Origin of the sequence: Prevotella sp. HJM029 (genome assembly GCF_000599605.1) — a bacterium.
Taxonomy (GTDB): domain Bacteria; phylum Bacteroidota; class Bacteroidia; order Bacteroidales; family Bacteroidaceae; genus Prevotella.
In genome coordinates this window covers 23885-42035 of sequence record NZ_KK082660.1, presented here as the reverse complement: position 1 = coordinate 42035, position 18151 = coordinate 23885, and the positions used below count along the sequence as shown (strand labels likewise).

The window sequence follows — 18151 nt, the reverse complement described above, 5'->3', positions numbered from 1 at the left end:
GTCAAACAAATATAAATAATATAAACATGGAAAAAAACAGAAAAAAACAAATCGTAGTTTTGAGTATAGCTTTAGTTTGCATTTTCATCTTGGTATTTTCATTGTTCCATAAATCAGCGACAAAAGATAGCGCAAATCCTCCTTTAACAAATGTTTTGACTGATAGCATTTCTCAAATTGTCTCAGCTTGTCCTGGCGAAATTGGTGTGGCGGTTATTGTTAATAACAGAGATACGGTTAAGGTCAATAATAAGAGTGTTTATCCTATGATGAGTGTGTTTAAGGTTCATCAGGCATTAGCTCTTTGTAATGACTTTGACAATAAAGGAATTTCACTTGATACCTTAGTAAATATAAATAGGGATAAACTTGACCCAAAGACTTGGAGTCCTATGCTGAAAGATTATTCAGGGCCAGTCATATCATTGACAGTGAGAGATTTGCTGCGTTATACTCTTACTCAGAGTGACAACAATGCAAGCAACCTTATGTTTAAGGATATGGTTAATGTCGCTCAAACAGATAGTTTTATAGCCACACTCATTCCTCGTTCAAGTTTTCAGATAGCTTATACGGAAGAGGAAATGTCGGCTGACCATAACAAGGCTTACTCTAACTATACATCTCCTCTTGGTGCTGCAATGTTGATGAATCGTTTGTTTACTGAAGGTCTTATCGATGATGAGAAACAAAGTTTCATTAAGAATACGTTAAAAGAATGCAAAACAGGTGTAGATAGGATAGCAGCTCCACTTCTTGATAAAGAAGGGGTTGTTATAGCGCATAAGACAGGTTCAGGTTATGTTAATGAAAATGGTGTTCTTGCAGCTCACAATGATGTTGCCTATATATGTCTGCCTAATAATATCAGTTATACCTTAGCGGTATTTGTTAAGGATTTCAAGGGAAATGAATCACAAGCGTCACAATATGTTGCGCATATATCAGCTGTAGTATATTCTTTATTAATGCAAACTTCAGTAAAATCTTAAACTGCACTTGCTTTGATAATTAATGATAAACAATCTAAAAGCACTCTAATCGTTATCGGAGTGCTTTTAGATTACTAATCAAATTGCTTCTATTATAATTTGAATCCTCTACTTTTTCTTTCTTCCTGTTGCGGCACTCTTGCTCCATATCTAAGCCTGTGCCATTGCTCCCTGAACCAGTCGGCAATCGGCTTCCTGTTTATTGTCAGGTTCAGCCTGCTTTCATCGTCAGGGTCATTTTCCACCCTTAAAATATCATCCTTTATATCAAAGTTCCGCCTGTGTTGCTCGGAATAGATTTTACCGCTACATTTCAGGGCTTCTTTTTTGACTATAAGACTTTCAGTCATTTCTTTAGAGAATCCCAGCATGGCACAAAACTTTTCCATGCGCAGCATTTCCCTGAACATCGGAAACCACCTGAAAGCCTTGTCTATGATTCTGGCGAGCCGTGACAGTTCTTTTTCTTTCATGTCAAGTTCCTGCCTGTGCATTTCTCTGAGATTGTGGATTTGCGTATCATGCTGTTTCTGCATCTGCTGTACTTGGCTCTGCAATTTTTCAATATTGGTGTTCCGTTTTGAAACCTCGTCTTGCAGTTTTTCGTTGGCACGTTCCAGTTCTTTCAGTTTTCCACTCCCGAAAAGAGAAGCAACTCCACTAGTTATGGCTGTCGCTGCCGTGGTGGCTGTCTTCTTTAACTTGTCAGTGCGTATTTCTGATTTCACCTGTTTCAGTTCCTGCTCGGCAAGATTTATCTGTTCTTCTTTGTGCCGTTTGGCTGCATCCATGCGTTGCAGTTCAGCTTTCTGCTTCTCAATGATAAAGTCGTTCCGTTCCAGATGCTCCTTACCAGTGACAGCCTTTGACTGCCCGCGTTCCATCAGCAGGATGTCGGATGCAAGGGTCTGCATCTGCATCATGTCATCGTCATTGAGCTTTCGGCTCTTTCCTGTTTCGTGGTTCATCCAGTCGAAAACGATATGGGCATGATAGTTCGGCTTGAACCATCTGTCCCCGACTTTGAAGCTTTCCCTGTCTTCCGCTTCCGGCTGACCGTTCAGCCAATGCCCTTCATCCTTGTGCAGGAAGATTTGCAGCGGTGTGATTCCCCAGCGTCTTTGACACTCCTCACCGAATTTACGCACGTCTGCCAGTGTGGTGTCCGACCTGACAAGCAGCACTCCTTCACGTATGGGGGAGCATCCCGCAATCTTGACTATTTTACCGTTCTTGCCTTTGCGTTCACGCTCCTTTTCCTGCATGGCACGTCCGGTCTTTTCCTTTACCATCTGTCTGATATTGTCATAATGCATCCGCAAATCCGGACTGCCGAAGTCGGGATTTATCCACTGTTCGTTATCGGTGGATAGTTCAGGAACGACATAGATTCTGGACTCTCCGATGTGGCGCATGTATTCGGCAGTCCTCCTGTTGTGAGCCTCGCTCGATGCGATGTTGCAGGGCTTGATATGTATGCTTGATTTTGTTGCCATAGATACTTGTTTTTTGGTTTGTACTTTATTGTTTGCTTTTCCGCTGTCCGTAAACGCATGGGGTTCTTAGGGGTGCAACCCATAAGCGGAGATTGCAAAGAGAGGGTCACTCTTTGCTCTGGGTTCTCAGGGGAGAAACGCCCTGAGTGGGTCATTAGGGTAAAACCCTAATCCCCTCGGGAGAGCCCACAACTACGTAAGCGGAGCGTGTAGTTATAGTGGGCTATATCAATGGCAAGCCATTGTCTGCAAACTCCAGCCTACGGCTTCCGCTCTCCTCCGTCAGGGAGGTTTTTCATCATCGTTGCCGATTGGAGATGCACCGACCAGCACAAGGTCTAAATCGTCTATCAGTTTTTGCAGGACGGGATTCTTCTCTATCATCCGCTGGAGGATTCTCTCAGCCTCGACCAAGTGGTTGGCTGTACTCATCACCTTGCCCTCCCGTATCTGAAAGATAATCCAATCGGCTATGTCGATATGGGCTTCTTTTTGTTTCGGGGTGGCATTCCTTTCGATGATGTCCGAAACCACCACCTTACAAAAGTACATGCTCTCGGCTCGCTGTTTCCACTCGGCATAAGCATCGGCATCGGGAAAGAGAAGCACGGTTCGCCCTGACAGTACACGGAGTTTCTCTTCTCTCATCTGACTCTTACCACCCGTAGCCAGCCATACATAATCGGGGAAGATAGCAGAACCGATAACGGCACTCTTCTCGGATTCCACCAAGACCACCACCTTGTCGGGATGCGTTTTCAACAAGTGTTCCCCGAAAAGGCATTGGGATAGTTGCCAATCCTCTGCCAACACACGCTGCTTTTTCAATATGCTGTGTATCCAGTTCACTGCCGATGTCTGTCCTCCCTTGATACGGTGTCCGTCTTCGGGATTGTACTGCATCACCTTTCCCGTGCGTACCTTGCCCGTCCTGTCTATCTGCCAAAAGATAACAGAGCCGTCACGGGTAGCCCCCAAACGGTATTCCTCCAACAACCGCTTCAACACCTCTTTCGCCTTGTCGCCATAGTAGGAAGTAAGGAGTGTGAAGAGGAAACGGAAGAAATTGCTACGCTCGCTTTGCGACTTCTCCACATAGTGAGGGGGAATATAGCCGATGGCTGTCGGCTTACTTTGCTGCTTCACTTTCTTCTGCTCTGCTCTTTGCCTGTCAAAAGAGAAATCATTGGTAGTTCTGTGTTCAGGATGCTCTTGAAAATACTCTTTCGGAGTGTAGTGATACCCACAACCGCTTTCGTGGTTACATCTGCCGACCGATGGATGCAACGGCACATTATTTTCGTCCACGTAATAGACGAAAGAATGCCTGTCTCCGCATTTGGGGCAGGTATGCCGTGTTGCCGTTCCTTTATACTTCTGTAATGAATAATTGCCCATAGCTTAGTCCGTTTTTGATGGTTGATTGTCGGCTGTCCCATCCTGTCCCATTGTCCCACACTCTAAGGGTTGGGACAGTGGGACACTTGGGACACCTGCGTTTTTACTCTCTTTGCTGCGCTGGATGATACGGTTTACGGTGGACTTGCCACAATTCACCTGTGAGGCTATCTCCCTGACGGACTTGCCCGATTGGGAGAGTTGCAGAATTTGGCAATCCCTTTGGCTTGATTCATTGTCGCCCAATTTTTTCAAGTGTTCCTTTTCCGTGGAATAGCCCCTGAACACGAACTGCAAGAAAGCATCCACCTTGTCAATCTCGTAAACGATTACATTATCCGCATCATGAGAGAACGTGCCATAGCGCACTTTAAGCTGCTTCACATAGCGAAGCCCTCCGTCTTGGGCACTTTTTCCAATGGTGAACACGCTGTCAAAGAAATTGTAGAGCCGTTTGCTTCCGGCAAGGTCGTTGGATGTGATGGGACAATCCAAAGAGCGTTTGGGCGTATGTGCTAGGACAAGGATAGAGAGCGCATATCTCTTTTTGAGATTGTTCAGCTGAATCATCAGCCGTCCTGCGGCATCGCCTTTCTCCATGGCGCAACACAGGTAGGTAAGATTGTCAATGATGAAAATCTTGCAGTCGGTCTGCACAGCCATCTGTTCAATGCCGCCTATGATAGCTTCCTCAAAGTTGGCATCCAAAAGCTGGTTGCAGTCAATAGACACCCGATAGAGTTTGTCGGGAAAGGTGTAGAGCTCTCCATGCTCGTTGGTATAGCGGAGCTGGAACTGCTTTTCGGACAGTTCAAAGTCCAGATACAGCACATTGTCGGTTCGGGCGATGCGGTCGGCTATCTGCACGGCAAGGATGGACTTGCCCACGTTGGAATCGGCAAACAAGCAGGAGAGTTCCCCCTCGTACCAAAAGCTGTCCCACAGCGCACGGGGCGTAGGCAATAACGATGCTTCAAGAATGGTTTGGTTTGCCGTCTTGATATTCATCATGCCTACACTGTCGGGCATACCGTTATGCGCTTGGGATGCTTTTGTGAGGTCGCCACGTATCAGGTTGATATAGTTCTTATCCTCTTCCATATCATTCACCAGTTACGTGGGTTGGGCTTGCGACGGTGGGAAGAGGATAAGGACTTGTTCAGTTCCTCGTCTGACAACGGTATGGGATTCTTTCGGGCGGTTTCCAGCCACTTGTCCAGTTCGTCACGGTAAAGGCAATAGCGTTTGCCGGGCTTGGTGGCAGGGATTGTCCCTTCTGACAGTTTCATGTAGAGCGTACCCTTAGGGATACCTAAATACTCTGCTGCCTCGTCCACAGACATGGGCACGTGGGTGTCCACCGTTTTGGCATTGTTCACACTGCGCTGCTCGGCGAGCAGGCTTTTCAGGCTCATCACTTCGTCTCGAAGCTGAGCGACAACCTCGGGGAGGTCGTTGAAGGTAAGAATTGATTTTTCCATTCGCGTACTCGTCTCTTTTGTAAGACTTGGCGCAAAGGACTGAAATGATATATCCGTGAATATCTCCACGACACGTCATTGCAAAATAATTCCCGAATAATTAAGCCCAGCCATAAATGACGGGTAAAATTACTCGGGAAACGATGTAAAACAGGCGGTTATGAGTTACCGGATGGTTGTCGTTGGTGTCGTGATTATCCTAATTCCGCACATAATCCTCGGGATAGTGGAAATCAAGTTTGCCGTTTTCGGGTTCATCAATGGGAATTTCCGTCTTTAACGGCTCTACCTTGAAATTCTTGATGGTTGATAAGTCTGTATCAGCAAACGATTTCGGGAAAAGGGCTTTGATGAACTTGGCACGGTTATCCCCATTGTAGTATCTCTTGTACAGGAAACGCTCAGAGATATTCCATACGAAGTGACGGAGTGGAATGTTGTTGATGTCTTTGGTAAACGGTCTTTGTATGGGCTTCGGGGTATAAGTGTTAAGATTCATCCATTTGTCCACCTCAGTACAGATGTGGTTCACGGTTTCTTGGTCGGCAATGCGAGGCAGGTAATAATGGCAATACTCCATGACCATGCGGATGCGCTCTTCCTTTTCCCGTTGCTCTCTGCTTGCGTAATTGGCACGGTTCTTTTCGTGAAGATCCGGGGCGATAGTAAGCTCTATCGGTTGTGTTTGGATAAGTGTCTCTTCTTTTGTCGGGGATGATTCGGGTACAGGCTCAGGGACTGATGTAGGTCCAGGCACAGATGTGGCTTCTTCAAGTGTATTTTGTGACAGTTCTTCCTGCACCTCTATGGCTTCGGCAATCGTTTCTTTCTTGCCGAACTTGATTTTGTAGATTTCGTATGTATCAAAGATAAGTGTCTGAAAGGAGAGATAGAGCAACCATCCCAACAGGTTACAGCATACGAATACTATCCACCTGACAAAGTTGTCTTGGTTGAAGCTGTCCGCTATTACCAGCGTGGCAATGGAAGATATTAGGACGATGGCGAAGCCGACAAAGCCCAAGATGATGTATTTGTCCTTGATTGATGATTCCATATTTCGTTGAGAGATTGAATGTTCCTGTATTATTTTGTGCAAAGTTAATGCTATTTTTCCCAATTACTGCCCGTTATTTGCGGTTAGAACGGTCTTTTTCAATGTATTTCACGAAATGTCATCATATCATACTCTGTTTCATACTCTGAGGGGCTTATAAATGGTGGCATCAAGCCAAAAACATAGAGGGGCGATTATAGCCTTGTAGCCATAACCGCCCCTCTGAATACCTGTCAATGTGAGACATTTATGCCTCCTTGCGCTTCAAGGTTATCTTGTCCACCACCTGACACATCTGCTGCGCTGCTATCTTGGAATAGATTTGTGTGGTGGTAATGTTCTTATGTCCGAGATAGGCTTGGATGACAGCCATGTCCGTTCCCATTTCCACGTGCAGGCTTCCGAAGCTGTGGCGGGTACAGTGAAAGGTGATTTTCTTGGTTATCCCTGCTGCCGTGAGCCACCGTTGGAGTGGTCCTTGCAGCATCTTGTCCTTGAAATCCTCAAAGATAAGTCCCTCGCCCCGTTCTCCCAGCAGTCCATAGGCTTCATCACTGATGGGGTTATGCACTATTTCTTTGGTTTTCTGCATACGGGTGGTAACGAACATCCTGCCGTTGGTGTATGGTTGTATCTGCTGCCACGTGAGCTGTCTGATGTCGCTCTTTCTCAGTCCCGTAAGACAGGCGAAAAGAAAAGCTTTTTTCAAGACCTCCTCCTCACAGGGTGTTTCGGCAAGCCGTATCAGTTCCTCTTGGCTCAAATGCTCCCTGATGGTGGGAATGCACTCGATGCGGTCTAAGAAGCCGTTTGGGTTCTCCTTTATCTTCCTGTCACGGTAAGCGGTGTGCAGCACGGCACGGAAAGTTGACCAATAGCCTGCTGCGGAGTTGATGTGCAGCTTTTGGTTGGTGTGGATGGATTGGGGTGCATCAAGCAGGTATTCCATGAACTTGCGGCACAAATCCACATCCACCTCCTCAAAGGTGCATTTGCCGTTCACGAACCGCTGGAAATGCTTGTATACGTGCTGCCACTTGATATTCTTGCGGTCAGCCAGTCCTTTGAAATAGGCAAGGAAATCGCCCTTCATCTTGGTCTTGTCAAAAAAGCCGTTGTTTTCATTGAAAATGGCTTCGTAGCGCTGGTTGCGCAGGATGACCGCTTTCTTCATCATGCGTGCGTTGAAGTCCCGTTCCTGCTGGTTTGCAGGTTTGGCGAAGATGTAAATTCCTAAGGCTTCACGTGTAATCACTCTCATGGTGACATTGTCACGGTAGCCGGGATAGTAGTCAAGGCATAGTGAATACTGTGTCCCGTTCTTAATCTTGCGCTTACGCAAGGTAACTGTTTTGCATTTACTCATAATAATTATGTTTTAATTGGTTGTATACATTTTGGAGTTGTATCCATGTTTCCGATGGCAAAGGAACAACGTGAAATATCCGTGAATACCTCCACGATACATCATTTTGAAATAATTTTCGATAATCCCGATTTTTCACGGTTATTTGTTCCTTTCAGCCATGACACGCTCCACATCTGAGCGCAAAAGCAGGTTTTTCACACCCACCTTTATCTTTTCGATGTGCTTCACCTTGACGATATGGCAGATGTTGGCTGACGAAAGACCATAGATTTGCTGCACCTGCTCAACGGTATAGTAGCGTTCATCGTTCACAAGGTCAGTTCTGCGGAGTTCGTTCAAATGTGATTTGGAGTAATAGGTACGCCCGTACTCTCTTTTAGTGGGTATCTTATGGCGATAGGTGTAGGCACGGAGTGCGGTCGGCTTCATGCCGAACAGTTCCTCCACCTCCTCGGTCAGTAGCCAGTCGGTAATTTCGCTAATATCAACTGCCACACCGAAAAACTCGTCAATATGCTTCTTGCTGTAATAGTTCTTTCCTGCGATACGGCAGATGGGGATATGGTTACGCTTGGCGGAAGTGTAAAGCCATGACTGCTTTACCTTAAAAAGGGACATCACCTCCTCGCCCGAATAGAAGTCCAACACTTCTTCGCTTTCCTTTTCCCTTTTTTCTCTTTTGGCAGGTAAGGAAGATGAAGATGATTTCCTTGGTGTGGAGGTGTTGCCGGGCAGGATGCGGTGATAGGGATTGCCCTCCAACATCTGCTCGATGTCGGCTCTGCGGATGAATGCCATGCGGTTGCTGATGCGTGAGGCTTTCAGCTTGCCGATGGCTACAAGTTTGTAAATGTACTGTCGGGAACAGCCCATGAGGATGGCTGCTTTGGAAAAGGTGAGATACTCCTGATGCTGTATCTCCATCAAGGGTTGGGCGACTTTGAAGAGGTTGTTCTTCTGCATCACTCTGGCTCGTTTGGCTTCTGCCTGACAAGCCTCACTGCAATATCTTTGCATACCGCTTCGGGTTACAAAGGACTTGCCGCAAAAACTGCATTTTCTGGTTGCTTTCATACCGTTTTATCGTTTAATGGTTCATTTCTTCAATCCTATATCTCTGAAATGGTAAACGGATGTGAACGGAAGTCAACCATTGTCGCTTTTCTACACAGTGTGACTGTTTCCGCATATCGGGGCGGTTATTGTCGCTTGTCGTAAACGGTTGTAAACCCTTGTCAACTGTCTGCACGGTGTGACAAAAAACAAGCCCCGCAAATTCTCCACGTCAGAAATACGTCTCAAAAATATGTGGAAATTTGGGAAGCGACAAATGGCAACCGAAAAGTGTTAAATTTTAGAATATGCTGGTAATTAAAGATTTACACTCGGATATTTCTGATTAGTTTTGGTTGTTCTATGGTTATAAATACAGTCATAAATTTTTACTTGATGATGTTCTTAAGTTATTAAAAGAATTTTATATCGCGACATTTGATAAACGAATAAAATCTTTAGATACCAGGGATTGGGAAGATTATAATGTCCCTTTGTCTTTATTGACAAATAAAGGAAAACTTTCTTCTTCAAAAGCAAAAGGTATTTTAAAATCATTATTCAGTATATGTGACGAAAATAAGTATATGCAGAAAATATGTGCAGAATGCGTATTTTCTTCAAAAGTAAATATAGATGACTTAGAGAAGTATGCGCGTGAGAAGAAAAAGGTATATATTGATACGACAATAGCCTTATATCTTTTATGTTACTATTATCAAGACACAGATGACTATAAAAGCTATTATTATAAATTGTCTAAAGTTTTTTGTCAATTTTGCAAGAAAAATAAGATTAAATTGCATATTACAAATCGCTATTTATTTGAGATAAATTCGCATATTCGTGAGGCATTTAATTTTATACCATTCTCGAAGTTGCAGTCATTTTCAAGTTTGGGAACCTCCCGCAATGTTTTATATAATTTTTATTTGCATCTTTATAGTCATGAACTGATAGATTATTCTTATGAAGAGTATTTGTCTAAATTTAAATTTGGCATATATGATGATAATACAAAGTTAAATCAAACAATATCTCTTTTTTTAGAGAATTTAGGAATAGAGGTTATTGATATCCCAAAAGAATACAAAATAGAAAGCTCATCTAAGCTAATAACTAATACTCTTGCATATAATAATAAAACTAAGACCAATTTTGCATTGACAAATGATGCTATTATGTTAGATTTTTTAGGTGACAAAGATATTGATGTGCATCCAATAGAACCCGTGTTTGTGACTTGGGATAAAATTATGTTTAAAGTTCTTAAAGACTATTTTAACGAAAACCCTAATGCTCAAAAATGGATGCAATTTACCCCAAGCCAACTTATTGATAGATATTCCTTATTATCTTTTTCTATAAATGAGGAAACTATAACTAAAGAAATGTTAGCATTACTTTCTGGAGATTTTATACAACAGACTTATTCATTAATAGATGCCTTGACTCTTATAATTAATCCAGATGAAAAAGTTGGTAGAGAATATGTTAATGCATTTGTTGAAATGAAAAATGATAATATATATACAATCTCTAAAGATCCTGACGAGGAATCTGACATCCAAGAAACTAATATAATAGATTATATTGTGCATGAGATAACTTTACATTTCAAAGAAAATCGTGCAGCATTAAAAAATCTATTTTCAATAGAGGAACTTTTTCCTATAGTATTAGACACTATAAGGGGATTAATAGAACATTACTCAAAATATAAACAATTGGAGAGCAAAGACTTCATCCCTTTCGACAATTTGATAAGTAAGTATAATCAAAATATATAGCCGATTCTTAAATTATGAGATTTATAGAAGTTAGTACATGTCTTAAACGGATGCATATCGGAAAGATTGTATCATGTAAGATTGGAGAAAGTAAGGGAGTGATATTAGGTTTATCACAAGTTAAGGTTTTTGATGGAGAAGGTATATATAAAAAAAAGTATTTTTTATTTGATAAAAATGAAAAATTCACCTTCGCTGAAGGTTGTATGGTTACATTTTTAGTAGATGTACATAAGAAAGAAGATAATGCAACTAACATAATTGATTTAAGAGAATTAGAAACTTTATATGATCATAGAGGAATATATCGTGAAGGATTAGGCTATCATGATGATGTTGTTTGGGAGCATCTTGTAGGAGGAATACCTTATATTGATTTTGAAAAAGGAAGACATGCTTGTATTGTATTGCCCATAAAACAAAATGATACAATATATATCCATGAAGGTGTATTGAGTGGTCAAGAACATATTGCGTATGAGCTATTTTATGAGTTACAACACAAATCAGACAAGAGATGGACTGACTATACTAATATGGCTCAATTCATTAAACAAGCATTAGAATATATTGATAAAATGAAAGTAGATAAGCTTATATCTGAGTATACAATCTGTCGCGAGGAATATCTAAAAAGGCGTCCAGGCCATGATGACCACTATATTATTACTAAGATTTGTAATTTGAAAACAGTAGATCCTTATTTAAATTATTTATTACCATCTAAAAATGAAATAATCTTTTTTGATGATAATTGGAGTAGCAATGTTGATGAAGACAATTCAGGAACATATTACCTTGAAGAGGAAACTCTTGCTGCACAAAGGAGAGCAAGGGAAAACTATACAAAGTTTAATCATCTTTCATTTCTAATCATGGATGAGATGAAAAAAAATAATGAGGAGTATGAACAAATATGCTTGCTAGAAAAGAGATTAGAGGAGATTTTTGATCTTGGAGATTTACAAAAGCAAGTAAATTGGAATAATAAATTACCTGATAATATTATAGATATTGTTCAACAAATTAATAAAATGGTATAGTTATTTCAAGAAGGGGTAAAATAGAACATATGTATCACACTTTATGATGCTTATATCAATAGTTAAAATGAATACGGATAAGATATGGTGCCAACATACAAGATGTTTTCTAATCAATACTACTTAAATTGAGGAAACATTTTTGTACCATAAGAATGTAATACACTGATAATCAGCGTAGGATATATTTGAAGAAGTGAAGTAAAGATATCCATCAACGATAAAAAAAGGATGTACCTCTCGTAGGTGCATCCTTTTTTGTTTCTACAAGTGGTTCCCTATTCTTAAAAAAAGCGGATGACGACTTCGAGAGTGTCAAAGAGTTTCTGCAACAATGTAATGATGTTCGGGTGTGCTCAAAACGTCCGCAGAACGTTGCAACAACACAAAAGAAACTCCAAGAACCATTTTTTTATTGTTCTCTACAGAAAGCGTTTACCATACAAGCGAGGTTTTTTCTAAACAGAAAATCGACATATCTCGAAAAGAATAATTACTTTTGTAGCTACATAAGGCTTCAACATGCATTAGGCAATGTCACAAAGATGAAAAATCTATAGGCTATTATACATCTATACCCGTGAGAATAGAAAAGAAACAACAAAAGATTGCTATCCATTTCTTCAATATTCGCGAAGAGAGAGCCATATGGAATAAGGAACAAAACTGCTGGTGGTCTTCAACAACAGATTTTGTTCATTCTATTAGTAATGAGCTTGATAAAACTAAAGCTGGTAATTACTGGAAATGGCTGAAAGGGGGGATTGGAATCAGAAAATGTTGAAGTCGTGAGTGCCACTCACAGCTTTAAATTTAATGTTTCTAGGTAATAACAATAAAGTTAACAAGTAAAAAAGTCACAGAAAATAAAACAAATGATGACGTTTGATGATATACTAAATTTATTCCGCGAATCTTCGGCAACGGAATTGGAAAAAGGGCATAAGTTTGAACAGCTGATACAACGTTGGTTCCTCTCTGACTCGCGGTTCAGTACTACCGTGAAAAGAGTATGGCTTTGGAATGAATTTCCTGCTAAAGCCGAGTTCGGAACGCACGATTTGGGTATTGACCTTGTTGCAGAGACCGATCAAGGTGAGTTTTGGGCCATCCAATGCAAATGCTATCGTGAAGATGCTGTTATTGATATGCCTAAAGTTGATTCTTTTATTTCACAAGCAACACGCACATTTACGCATCCTGACACGAAAGAAAAGATTTCTTTTTCCGAGATGATTTGGGTTTCAACGACATCGAAATGGAATCCTCATGCAGAGCAGAAAATCCAAAACCAGCTCATTCCGTTTACTCGTATCAATCAGTTTGAATTGCGAAATGCTGCGGTCGATTGGGAAAAGCTCAATAGTGGTCAACAGGGACAGAGTGCTGTGTTACCAGGGAAAAGCCCTCGCACCCATCAAATAAAAGCGATGGAATGTGCTCATCATCATTTCATGGAGCATGATCGTGGCAAACTCATTATGGCATGTGGCACGGGTAAGACTTATACCTCGCTGAAAATCGTAGAACAGGAGACCAACAAAAAAGGACTTGTCCTGTTTCTTGTGCCGAGCATTGCCTTATTAGGACAAGGATTAAATAATTGGATGACCGACACTTCTGCCATCATCAAACCAGTCTGTATTTGTTCTGACTCGAAAGCGTCTAAACTCAATGAAGACATTGATGTCAGTATTGTAGATATGCCATATCCGGCTACCACCAATATTCCTACTACTGTAAAGCATTTGTTACAATATAGAAAGAGCGATGCGTTGATTGTGGTGTTTTCCACTTATCAAAGCATTGACGTGGTAGCTGAAGCACAACGGCAAGTACTCGAAGAGACCAACGGAACTTTTGGTGTGTTCGACATGATTGTATGCGATGAGGCACATCGAACCACGGGTGCAAAGAGCAAGTATAAAGAGGAAAGCAATTTCACGAAGATTCACGATAATAACTTTATTCAAGGGCGGAAGCGTATGTATATGACGGCAACGCCACGTTATTACAATGCCAACATCAAAGAAACAGCCAAGGAAAAAGATATGCTTCTATGGAGTATGGATAATGAGGAGTTCTTTGGAAAGGAGTTTTATCGTATCGGGTTTGGTGAAGCGGTTAATCTTGGTTTGCTTACCGATTACAAGGTGCTGGTGCTGACGTTGAGTGAAGAAGATTTGTCAGAGGACATGAAAGCGAAGATCAAAGGCAACGATGAACTTACGCTGGATGATGCTTCTAAACTGGTGGGATGTGTCAATGCGCTTTCTAAACGCATCAAAGGAGACAAAGGGGTTACGGCAGCAGAAGACCCCAGCATGATGAAGCGTGCTGTGGTATTTTGTTCTACTATCAATCGCTCAAAGCGTTCTAATGGCATCGCCTCAACCGACTTTGCCAAGCAGTTCCCCGAATGGGCCAAATACTATAAAGAAAACGATGTTGATGAAAGCGAACGTAATCAAGTCGTAAATGTGGAAGCACGCCATATCGACGGCAGAATGAGTGCCGAGATAAGAGCTGAAGCCATAGACTGGTTGAAGGATGAGAGCATTGCCGATGGTCAGTGCCGTATATTAAGCAATGTGCGCTGTTTATCTGAAGGTGTAGACGTGCCGGCACTTGATGCTGTAATCTTCGCGTCGGCTCGTGATAGCCAAGTAGATGTAGTGCAGAGTGTTGGACGAGTGATGCGTAGTTTTAAAGACCCTCAAACTCAAGAAACAAAGAAATACGGATACATTATCATTCCGGTAGTGGTTCCGCCCAACACCGAACCTAATCTTATTCTTGACAACAATGATAGATTTAAGGTAGTTTGGGATATTCTCAATGCTCTCCGTGCGCACGATGAACAGTTTAATGCTACGGTCAACAAAATCAGTTTGAACAAAGAACGTCCTTCAAAGATTGTTGTGGCTGGAGTGCCAAGGGGCTCGTTCCAGATGCTTGGCGGCGACGCACGACCTACGCATGATGACAATGAGAAAGACCTTGCACAACTGTCCAATGAGGATGTGGCTACCCAACTCGAACTTCGATTTGGCGAATTGCAAAATGGCATATATGCCAAAATGGTAGAAAAGGTTGGCGACCGACTGTATTGGGAGAACTGGGCTACTAAAGTTGGTGATATTGCCAAGAAGTTTATTTATCGTATTGGGCAACTTGTTCATACTGGTGTACACAAAGAAGAGTTTGACACCTTTCTACATGTGTTGCAACAAAACCTCAATCCTTCGATTACGGCAGAACAGACCATCGAAATGTTGGCTCAACACATGATTACCCGTCCTGTGTTTGAAGCTCTTTTCCAAGAATATCATTTTGCAACCAACAATACGGTAAGCCAAAGCATGCAACGCATGCTGGAACTCTTAGAAAGTGAAGAAGTAAGCAAAGATACTTCTGTGCTTGAGGATTTCTACAGCAACGTAAGCAAATATGTCGGGAAAATCGATAACTTAGAAGGGAAACAAGCCGTCATCAAAACGCTGTACGAGAAGTTCTTTAAGGGGGCTTTCCCTAAAACGGTAGACAAGTTAGGCATAGTCTATACACCGATAGAATGTGTCGATTTTATTATACACTCGGTGAACGATATTCTGCAAAAAGAATTCAACTGCTCATTGACCGATGAGCATGTGCACATTCTTGACCCCTTCACTGGAACAGGAACCTTTGTCACTCGCTTGCTGCAAAGCGGACTGATTCACCCAGAAGACATGGAACGCAAATATCTGCGCGAGATTCATTGCAATGAGATTGTGCTACTGGCTTACTATATTGCCGATGTCAATATCGAGAGCGTATTCCATGAATTGACACAGCGTGCGGAATATCTGCCCTACAATAATATATGTCTTACAGACACGTTCCAGACCACTGAACATCGGGAACCTGTTTTTGATAAATCGTGGTTTGCGGGAAACAGCGCCAACGTAGAACAACAACTCAAAGCTCCTATACGTGTCATTATAGGTAATCCTCCTTATTCCATTGGTCAGAAGTCTGCCAACGACAATGCGCAGAATCAAAGCTACGAAATGCTTGACAAGCGCATTACTGATACTTATGTGAAAGCATCTGCTGCAGGACTGAACAAATCTACTTACGACCTTTATATCAAAGCCTTTAGATGGGCGTCCGACCGTCTCTCCATGAATAAAGAAGAAGGAGGCATTGTGGCATTTATCAGCAATGGCGCATGGATAGACGGCAATGCCAACGATGGTTTCCGCAAATGTTTAGCGCGTGAGTTCTCGGCTATCTATGTACTCAATCTGCGGGGAAACCAACGAACGAGTGGAGAATTGTCAAGAAAAGAAGGAGGAAAAATATTTGGTTCAGGTTCTCGCACTCCTATAGCCATTACATTGTTGGTCAAGAAACCTCATCAGACAGCCGACAATCGTGCTACGATCTATTATCACGACATCGGCGACTACCTATCGCGCGAAGAGAAACTAAAATTAGTACGCAACTTTAAGAGCGTCAGTTCATCGAAACTCGATTGGACAATCCTTCAGCCTAACGAACACGGCGACTGGATTAACCCACGCAACGAAGGCTTTGCAGAACTGATACCCTTGGCACCAGAAAAGAAGTTTGATGCGAAAACGCAGAGTGCGTTTATGATGAATGGACCAGCTATTGCATCAGGACGAGACAATTGGGTATATGGTTTCTCTAAAGAGACAATCGGTCAAAATATGCAAAGAATGATAGACTTTTATAATGCTCAATGCGAAGACTACCAGAATGCTTCGACCACAAATCCTAATCTATCCGTGGAAGACTTTATTGACACTAATCCACAAAAGATTAGTTGGACGGTAAACCTCAAAAGATATTTAGACAAAGGGCTTGCATTATCTACTCAAACTGATTATAGAAGTAGTCTTTACCGCCCTTTCTGTAAACAATATTTATATTTTGATGATAATTTTATCGAACGTCCCGGACTTAGTAAGAACTTCTTCCCTAAAGCAAATACGAAGAATAAGATAATTATAGTTAGTGGTAAAGGTGCAAATAAGGAGCATACCCTTTTTATTAGTAATAATATTATTGATTACAATAGTTTAGATGCTGGTGCACAATGCTTCCCTCTCTATTGGTACGAAGAAAACAAGCAACAAGGTTTGTTTACAAAAGGATGTTGTGACTATATCCGCCACGACGGCATCAGTGATTGGATGTTGAAAGAAGTAAGGAACCGTGTGGGCAATAAGAAAATCACCAAAGAAATGATATTCTATTATGTTTATGGTTTGCTGCATTCGCCCGACTATCGTGAAACCTTTGCATCGGATTTAAAGAAATCGCTACCTCGCATTCCTATTATTACGGACGAAACAGAGTGGATGAACTTCTACTATGCGGGCAAGACGTTGGCAGAGCTACATTTAAATTACGAAAGTGTTGAGCCATGCGATGTAACCATCAGCGACACCTATGCTGGGGATGACGAATACGAACATTATGCCGTGAGCAAGATGCACTTTCCCAAGAAAGGTGAACAGGGTACCATTATCTACAACGAATATCTGCGCATTGACGATATTCCCACACGCGTTTACAAGTATGTGGTGAATGGCAAGAGTGCGGTGGAATGGATTATGGAACGATATGCTGTGACCATTGATAAGAAAAGCCTTATCAAGAACGACCCCAACCTTTGGAGCAAAGAGCATGAAGAGCCGCGCTATATTTTCAATCTGTTGTTATCGGTGATGAATGTAAGCCTGCAAACTGCTGATATTGTGGAGCGATTGCCACGACTACACTTCGATGGCAGTAACGTTACTATTACGGAGAAAGGCCACGATATGCTACCCGCGGAGGAAGAAGACCCTAATACTTACAAAGGTAGCGACACGCTGAAGTTGAGCATTAAGCAAGTGTTCTTTGATCAGATTGTGGCAGGAACAAAGAAAACGGAATATCGCGAGATATCCAATGCCTACACAGCCAACAAATATCTTGCCACCGACGTGCACGGAACACCACTCTGCGACCCGAAGCATACTATTGAGGGGCGCACCTATCATCCTGATGAATACAACGACGGACACTTCCCATTTGTAGCGCGTCCTTACAAACGCATCCGCCTCTCGGTGGGTCCTTTTGGCGATAGTTGCATGGTAGAGATAACGCATGTAACCTTCAGCGTCGCTCGACAGAAAGGAAACGGCTTAGTCGTTTGGCAAGCAGAATACCATTTGGGAAAGGTAACGAATGTGAGAAGAAAACATAAGTAACGCATCAAACGGATGCTAAATGCGACCGACTGCGGATGGGGATTCTCGGACATGTTGTGGGACATCTACCACAAACATTCTGATTAGGCCTTACAAGGCGTGGCGCATGGCGAGGCAACGTCGCCGAAAGGAAAGAAGAAAGGGTTAGTTTCCACAAAAGAGGAAGCTAACCCTTAGCTTTATGATAGGTGCGTTACGAGCGG

At 42.2% G+C, this 18151-nt stretch carries 11 protein-coding genes and 1 pseudogene; 5 read left to right on the top strand and 7 right to left on the bottom strand.

The genetic code is table 11. The features are described from left to right. The first annotated feature begins 26 nt into the window (after positions 1-26). Positions 27-992: a CfxA family broad-spectrum class A beta-lactamase gene (locus X919_RS0107115; RefSeq protein ID WP_004339683.1), complete on the top strand. Its 966-nt coding sequence runs from the start codon at positions 27-29 to the stop codon at positions 990-992. Positions 993-1084: 92 nt separating this feature from the next. Here X919_RS0107115 and X919_RS0107110 read toward each other — a convergent pair whose 3' ends face one another. The 7 genes from X919_RS0107110 to tnpA form a co-directional block, all read right to left on the bottom strand. Next, positions 1085-2488, bottom strand: a complete 1404-nt coding sequence (locus tag X919_RS0107110; RefSeq protein ID WP_004292734.1) for a hypothetical protein — start codon at positions 2486-2488, stop codon at positions 1085-1087. A 282-nt stretch (positions 2489-2770) separates the two neighbouring features. Then, positions 2771-3886, bottom strand: coding sequence for a DUF6371 domain-containing protein (locus tag X919_RS0107105; RefSeq protein WP_004292742.1), 1116 nt, complete (start codon positions 3884-3886; stop codon positions 2771-2773). 3 nt (positions 3887-3889) lie between these two features. Continuing rightward, complete coding sequence (locus tag X919_RS0107100) at positions 3890-4987, bottom strand: AAA family ATPase (RefSeq protein WP_004348225.1); 1098 nt, start codon at positions 4985-4987, stop codon at positions 3890-3892. A gap of 5 nt (positions 4988-4992) precedes the next feature. Further along, positions 4993-5367, bottom strand: a complete 375-nt coding sequence (locus X919_RS0107095) for an excisionase family DNA-binding protein (protein WP_004338328.1) — start codon at positions 5365-5367, stop codon at positions 4993-4995. A gap of 199 nt (positions 5368-5566) precedes the next feature. After that, entirely contained in the window at positions 5567-6424 is an 858-nt protein-coding gene (tnpC, locus tag X919_RS0107090) for a transposon Tn4555 protein TnpC (protein ID WP_004339687.1), read from the bottom strand. 247 nt (positions 6425-6671) lie between these two features. Beyond that, positions 6672-7790: a tyrosine-type recombinase/integrase gene (locus X919_RS0107085; RefSeq protein ID WP_004338318.1), complete on the bottom strand. Its 1119-nt coding sequence runs from the start codon at positions 7788-7790 to the stop codon at positions 6672-6674. Between the two features lie 141 nt (positions 7791-7931). After that, positions 7932-8867, bottom strand: a complete 936-nt coding sequence (tnpA, locus tag X919_RS0107080) for a transposon Tn4555 protein TnpA (RefSeq protein WP_004292844.1) — start codon at positions 8865-8867, stop codon at positions 7932-7934. A 335-nt stretch (positions 8868-9202) separates the two neighbouring features. On the opposite strand from tnpA, the gene X919_RS0107075 reads away from it, so the two are divergent. The 4 genes and pseudogenes from X919_RS0107075 (at position 9203) to X919_RS15065 (ending at position 17948) form a co-directional block, all read left to right on the top strand. After that, a complete protein-coding gene (locus X919_RS0107075; RefSeq protein WP_028899550.1) occupies positions 9203-10636 on the top strand; it encodes a hypothetical protein in 1434 nt (477 codons plus the stop codon). A 14-nt stretch (positions 10637-10650) separates the two neighbouring features. After that, positions 10651-11679 (top strand): hypothetical protein, encoded by a 1029-nt coding sequence (locus X919_RS0107070; protein ID WP_155949697.1) that lies wholly within the window; start codon positions 10651-10653, stop codon positions 11677-11679. 580 nt (positions 11680-12259) lie between these two features. Further along, positions 12260-12494, top strand: a pseudogene (locus tag X919_RS16075) (cell filamentation protein Fic); the annotation flags it as partial. Positions 12495-12557: 63 nt separating this feature from the next. After that, entirely contained in the window at positions 12558-17948 is a 5391-nt protein-coding gene (locus tag X919_RS15065) for a DEAD/DEAH box helicase (RefSeq protein WP_081759437.1), read from the top strand. The last annotated feature ends 203 nt before the right edge of the window (positions 17949-18151 follow it).

Excerpts from the sequence above, each read along its gene's own strand:
- X919_RS15065 (WP_081759437.1), top strand. The coding sequence starts at position 12,558 with ATGACGTTTGATGATATACTAAATTTATTCCGCGAATCTTCGGCAACG.
- X919_RS0107070 (WP_155949697.1), top strand. The coding sequence starts at position 10,651 with ATGAGATTTATAGAAGTTAGTACATGTCTTAAACGGATGCATATCGGA.
- X919_RS0107105 (WP_004292742.1), bottom strand. The coding sequence starts at position 3,886 with ATGGGCAATTATTCATTACAGAAGTATAAAGGAACGGCAACACGGCAT.
- tnpA (WP_004292844.1), bottom strand. The coding sequence starts at position 8,867 with ATGAAAGCAACCAGAAAATGCAGTTTTTGCGGCAAGTCCTTTGTAACC.
- X919_RS0107110 (WP_004292734.1), bottom strand. The coding sequence starts at position 2,488 with ATGGCAACAAAATCAAGCATACATATCAAGCCCTGCAACATCGCATCG.
- X919_RS0107115 (WP_004339683.1), top strand. The coding sequence starts at position 27 with ATGGAAAAAAACAGAAAAAAACAAATCGTAGTTTTGAGTATAGCTTTA.
- X919_RS0107085 (WP_004338318.1), bottom strand. The coding sequence starts at position 7,790 with ATGAGTAAATGCAAAACAGTTACCTTGCGTAAGCGCAAGATTAAGAAC.
- X919_RS0107095 (WP_004338328.1), bottom strand. The coding sequence starts at position 5,367 with ATGGAAAAATCAATTCTTACCTTCAACGACCTCCCCGAGGTTGTCGCT.
- X919_RS0107100 (WP_004348225.1), bottom strand. The coding sequence starts at position 4,987 with ATGGAAGAGGATAAGAACTATATCAACCTGATACGTGGCGACCTCACA.
- tnpC (WP_004339687.1), bottom strand. The coding sequence starts at position 6,424 with ATGGAATCATCAATCAAGGACAAATACATCATCTTGGGCTTTGTCGGC.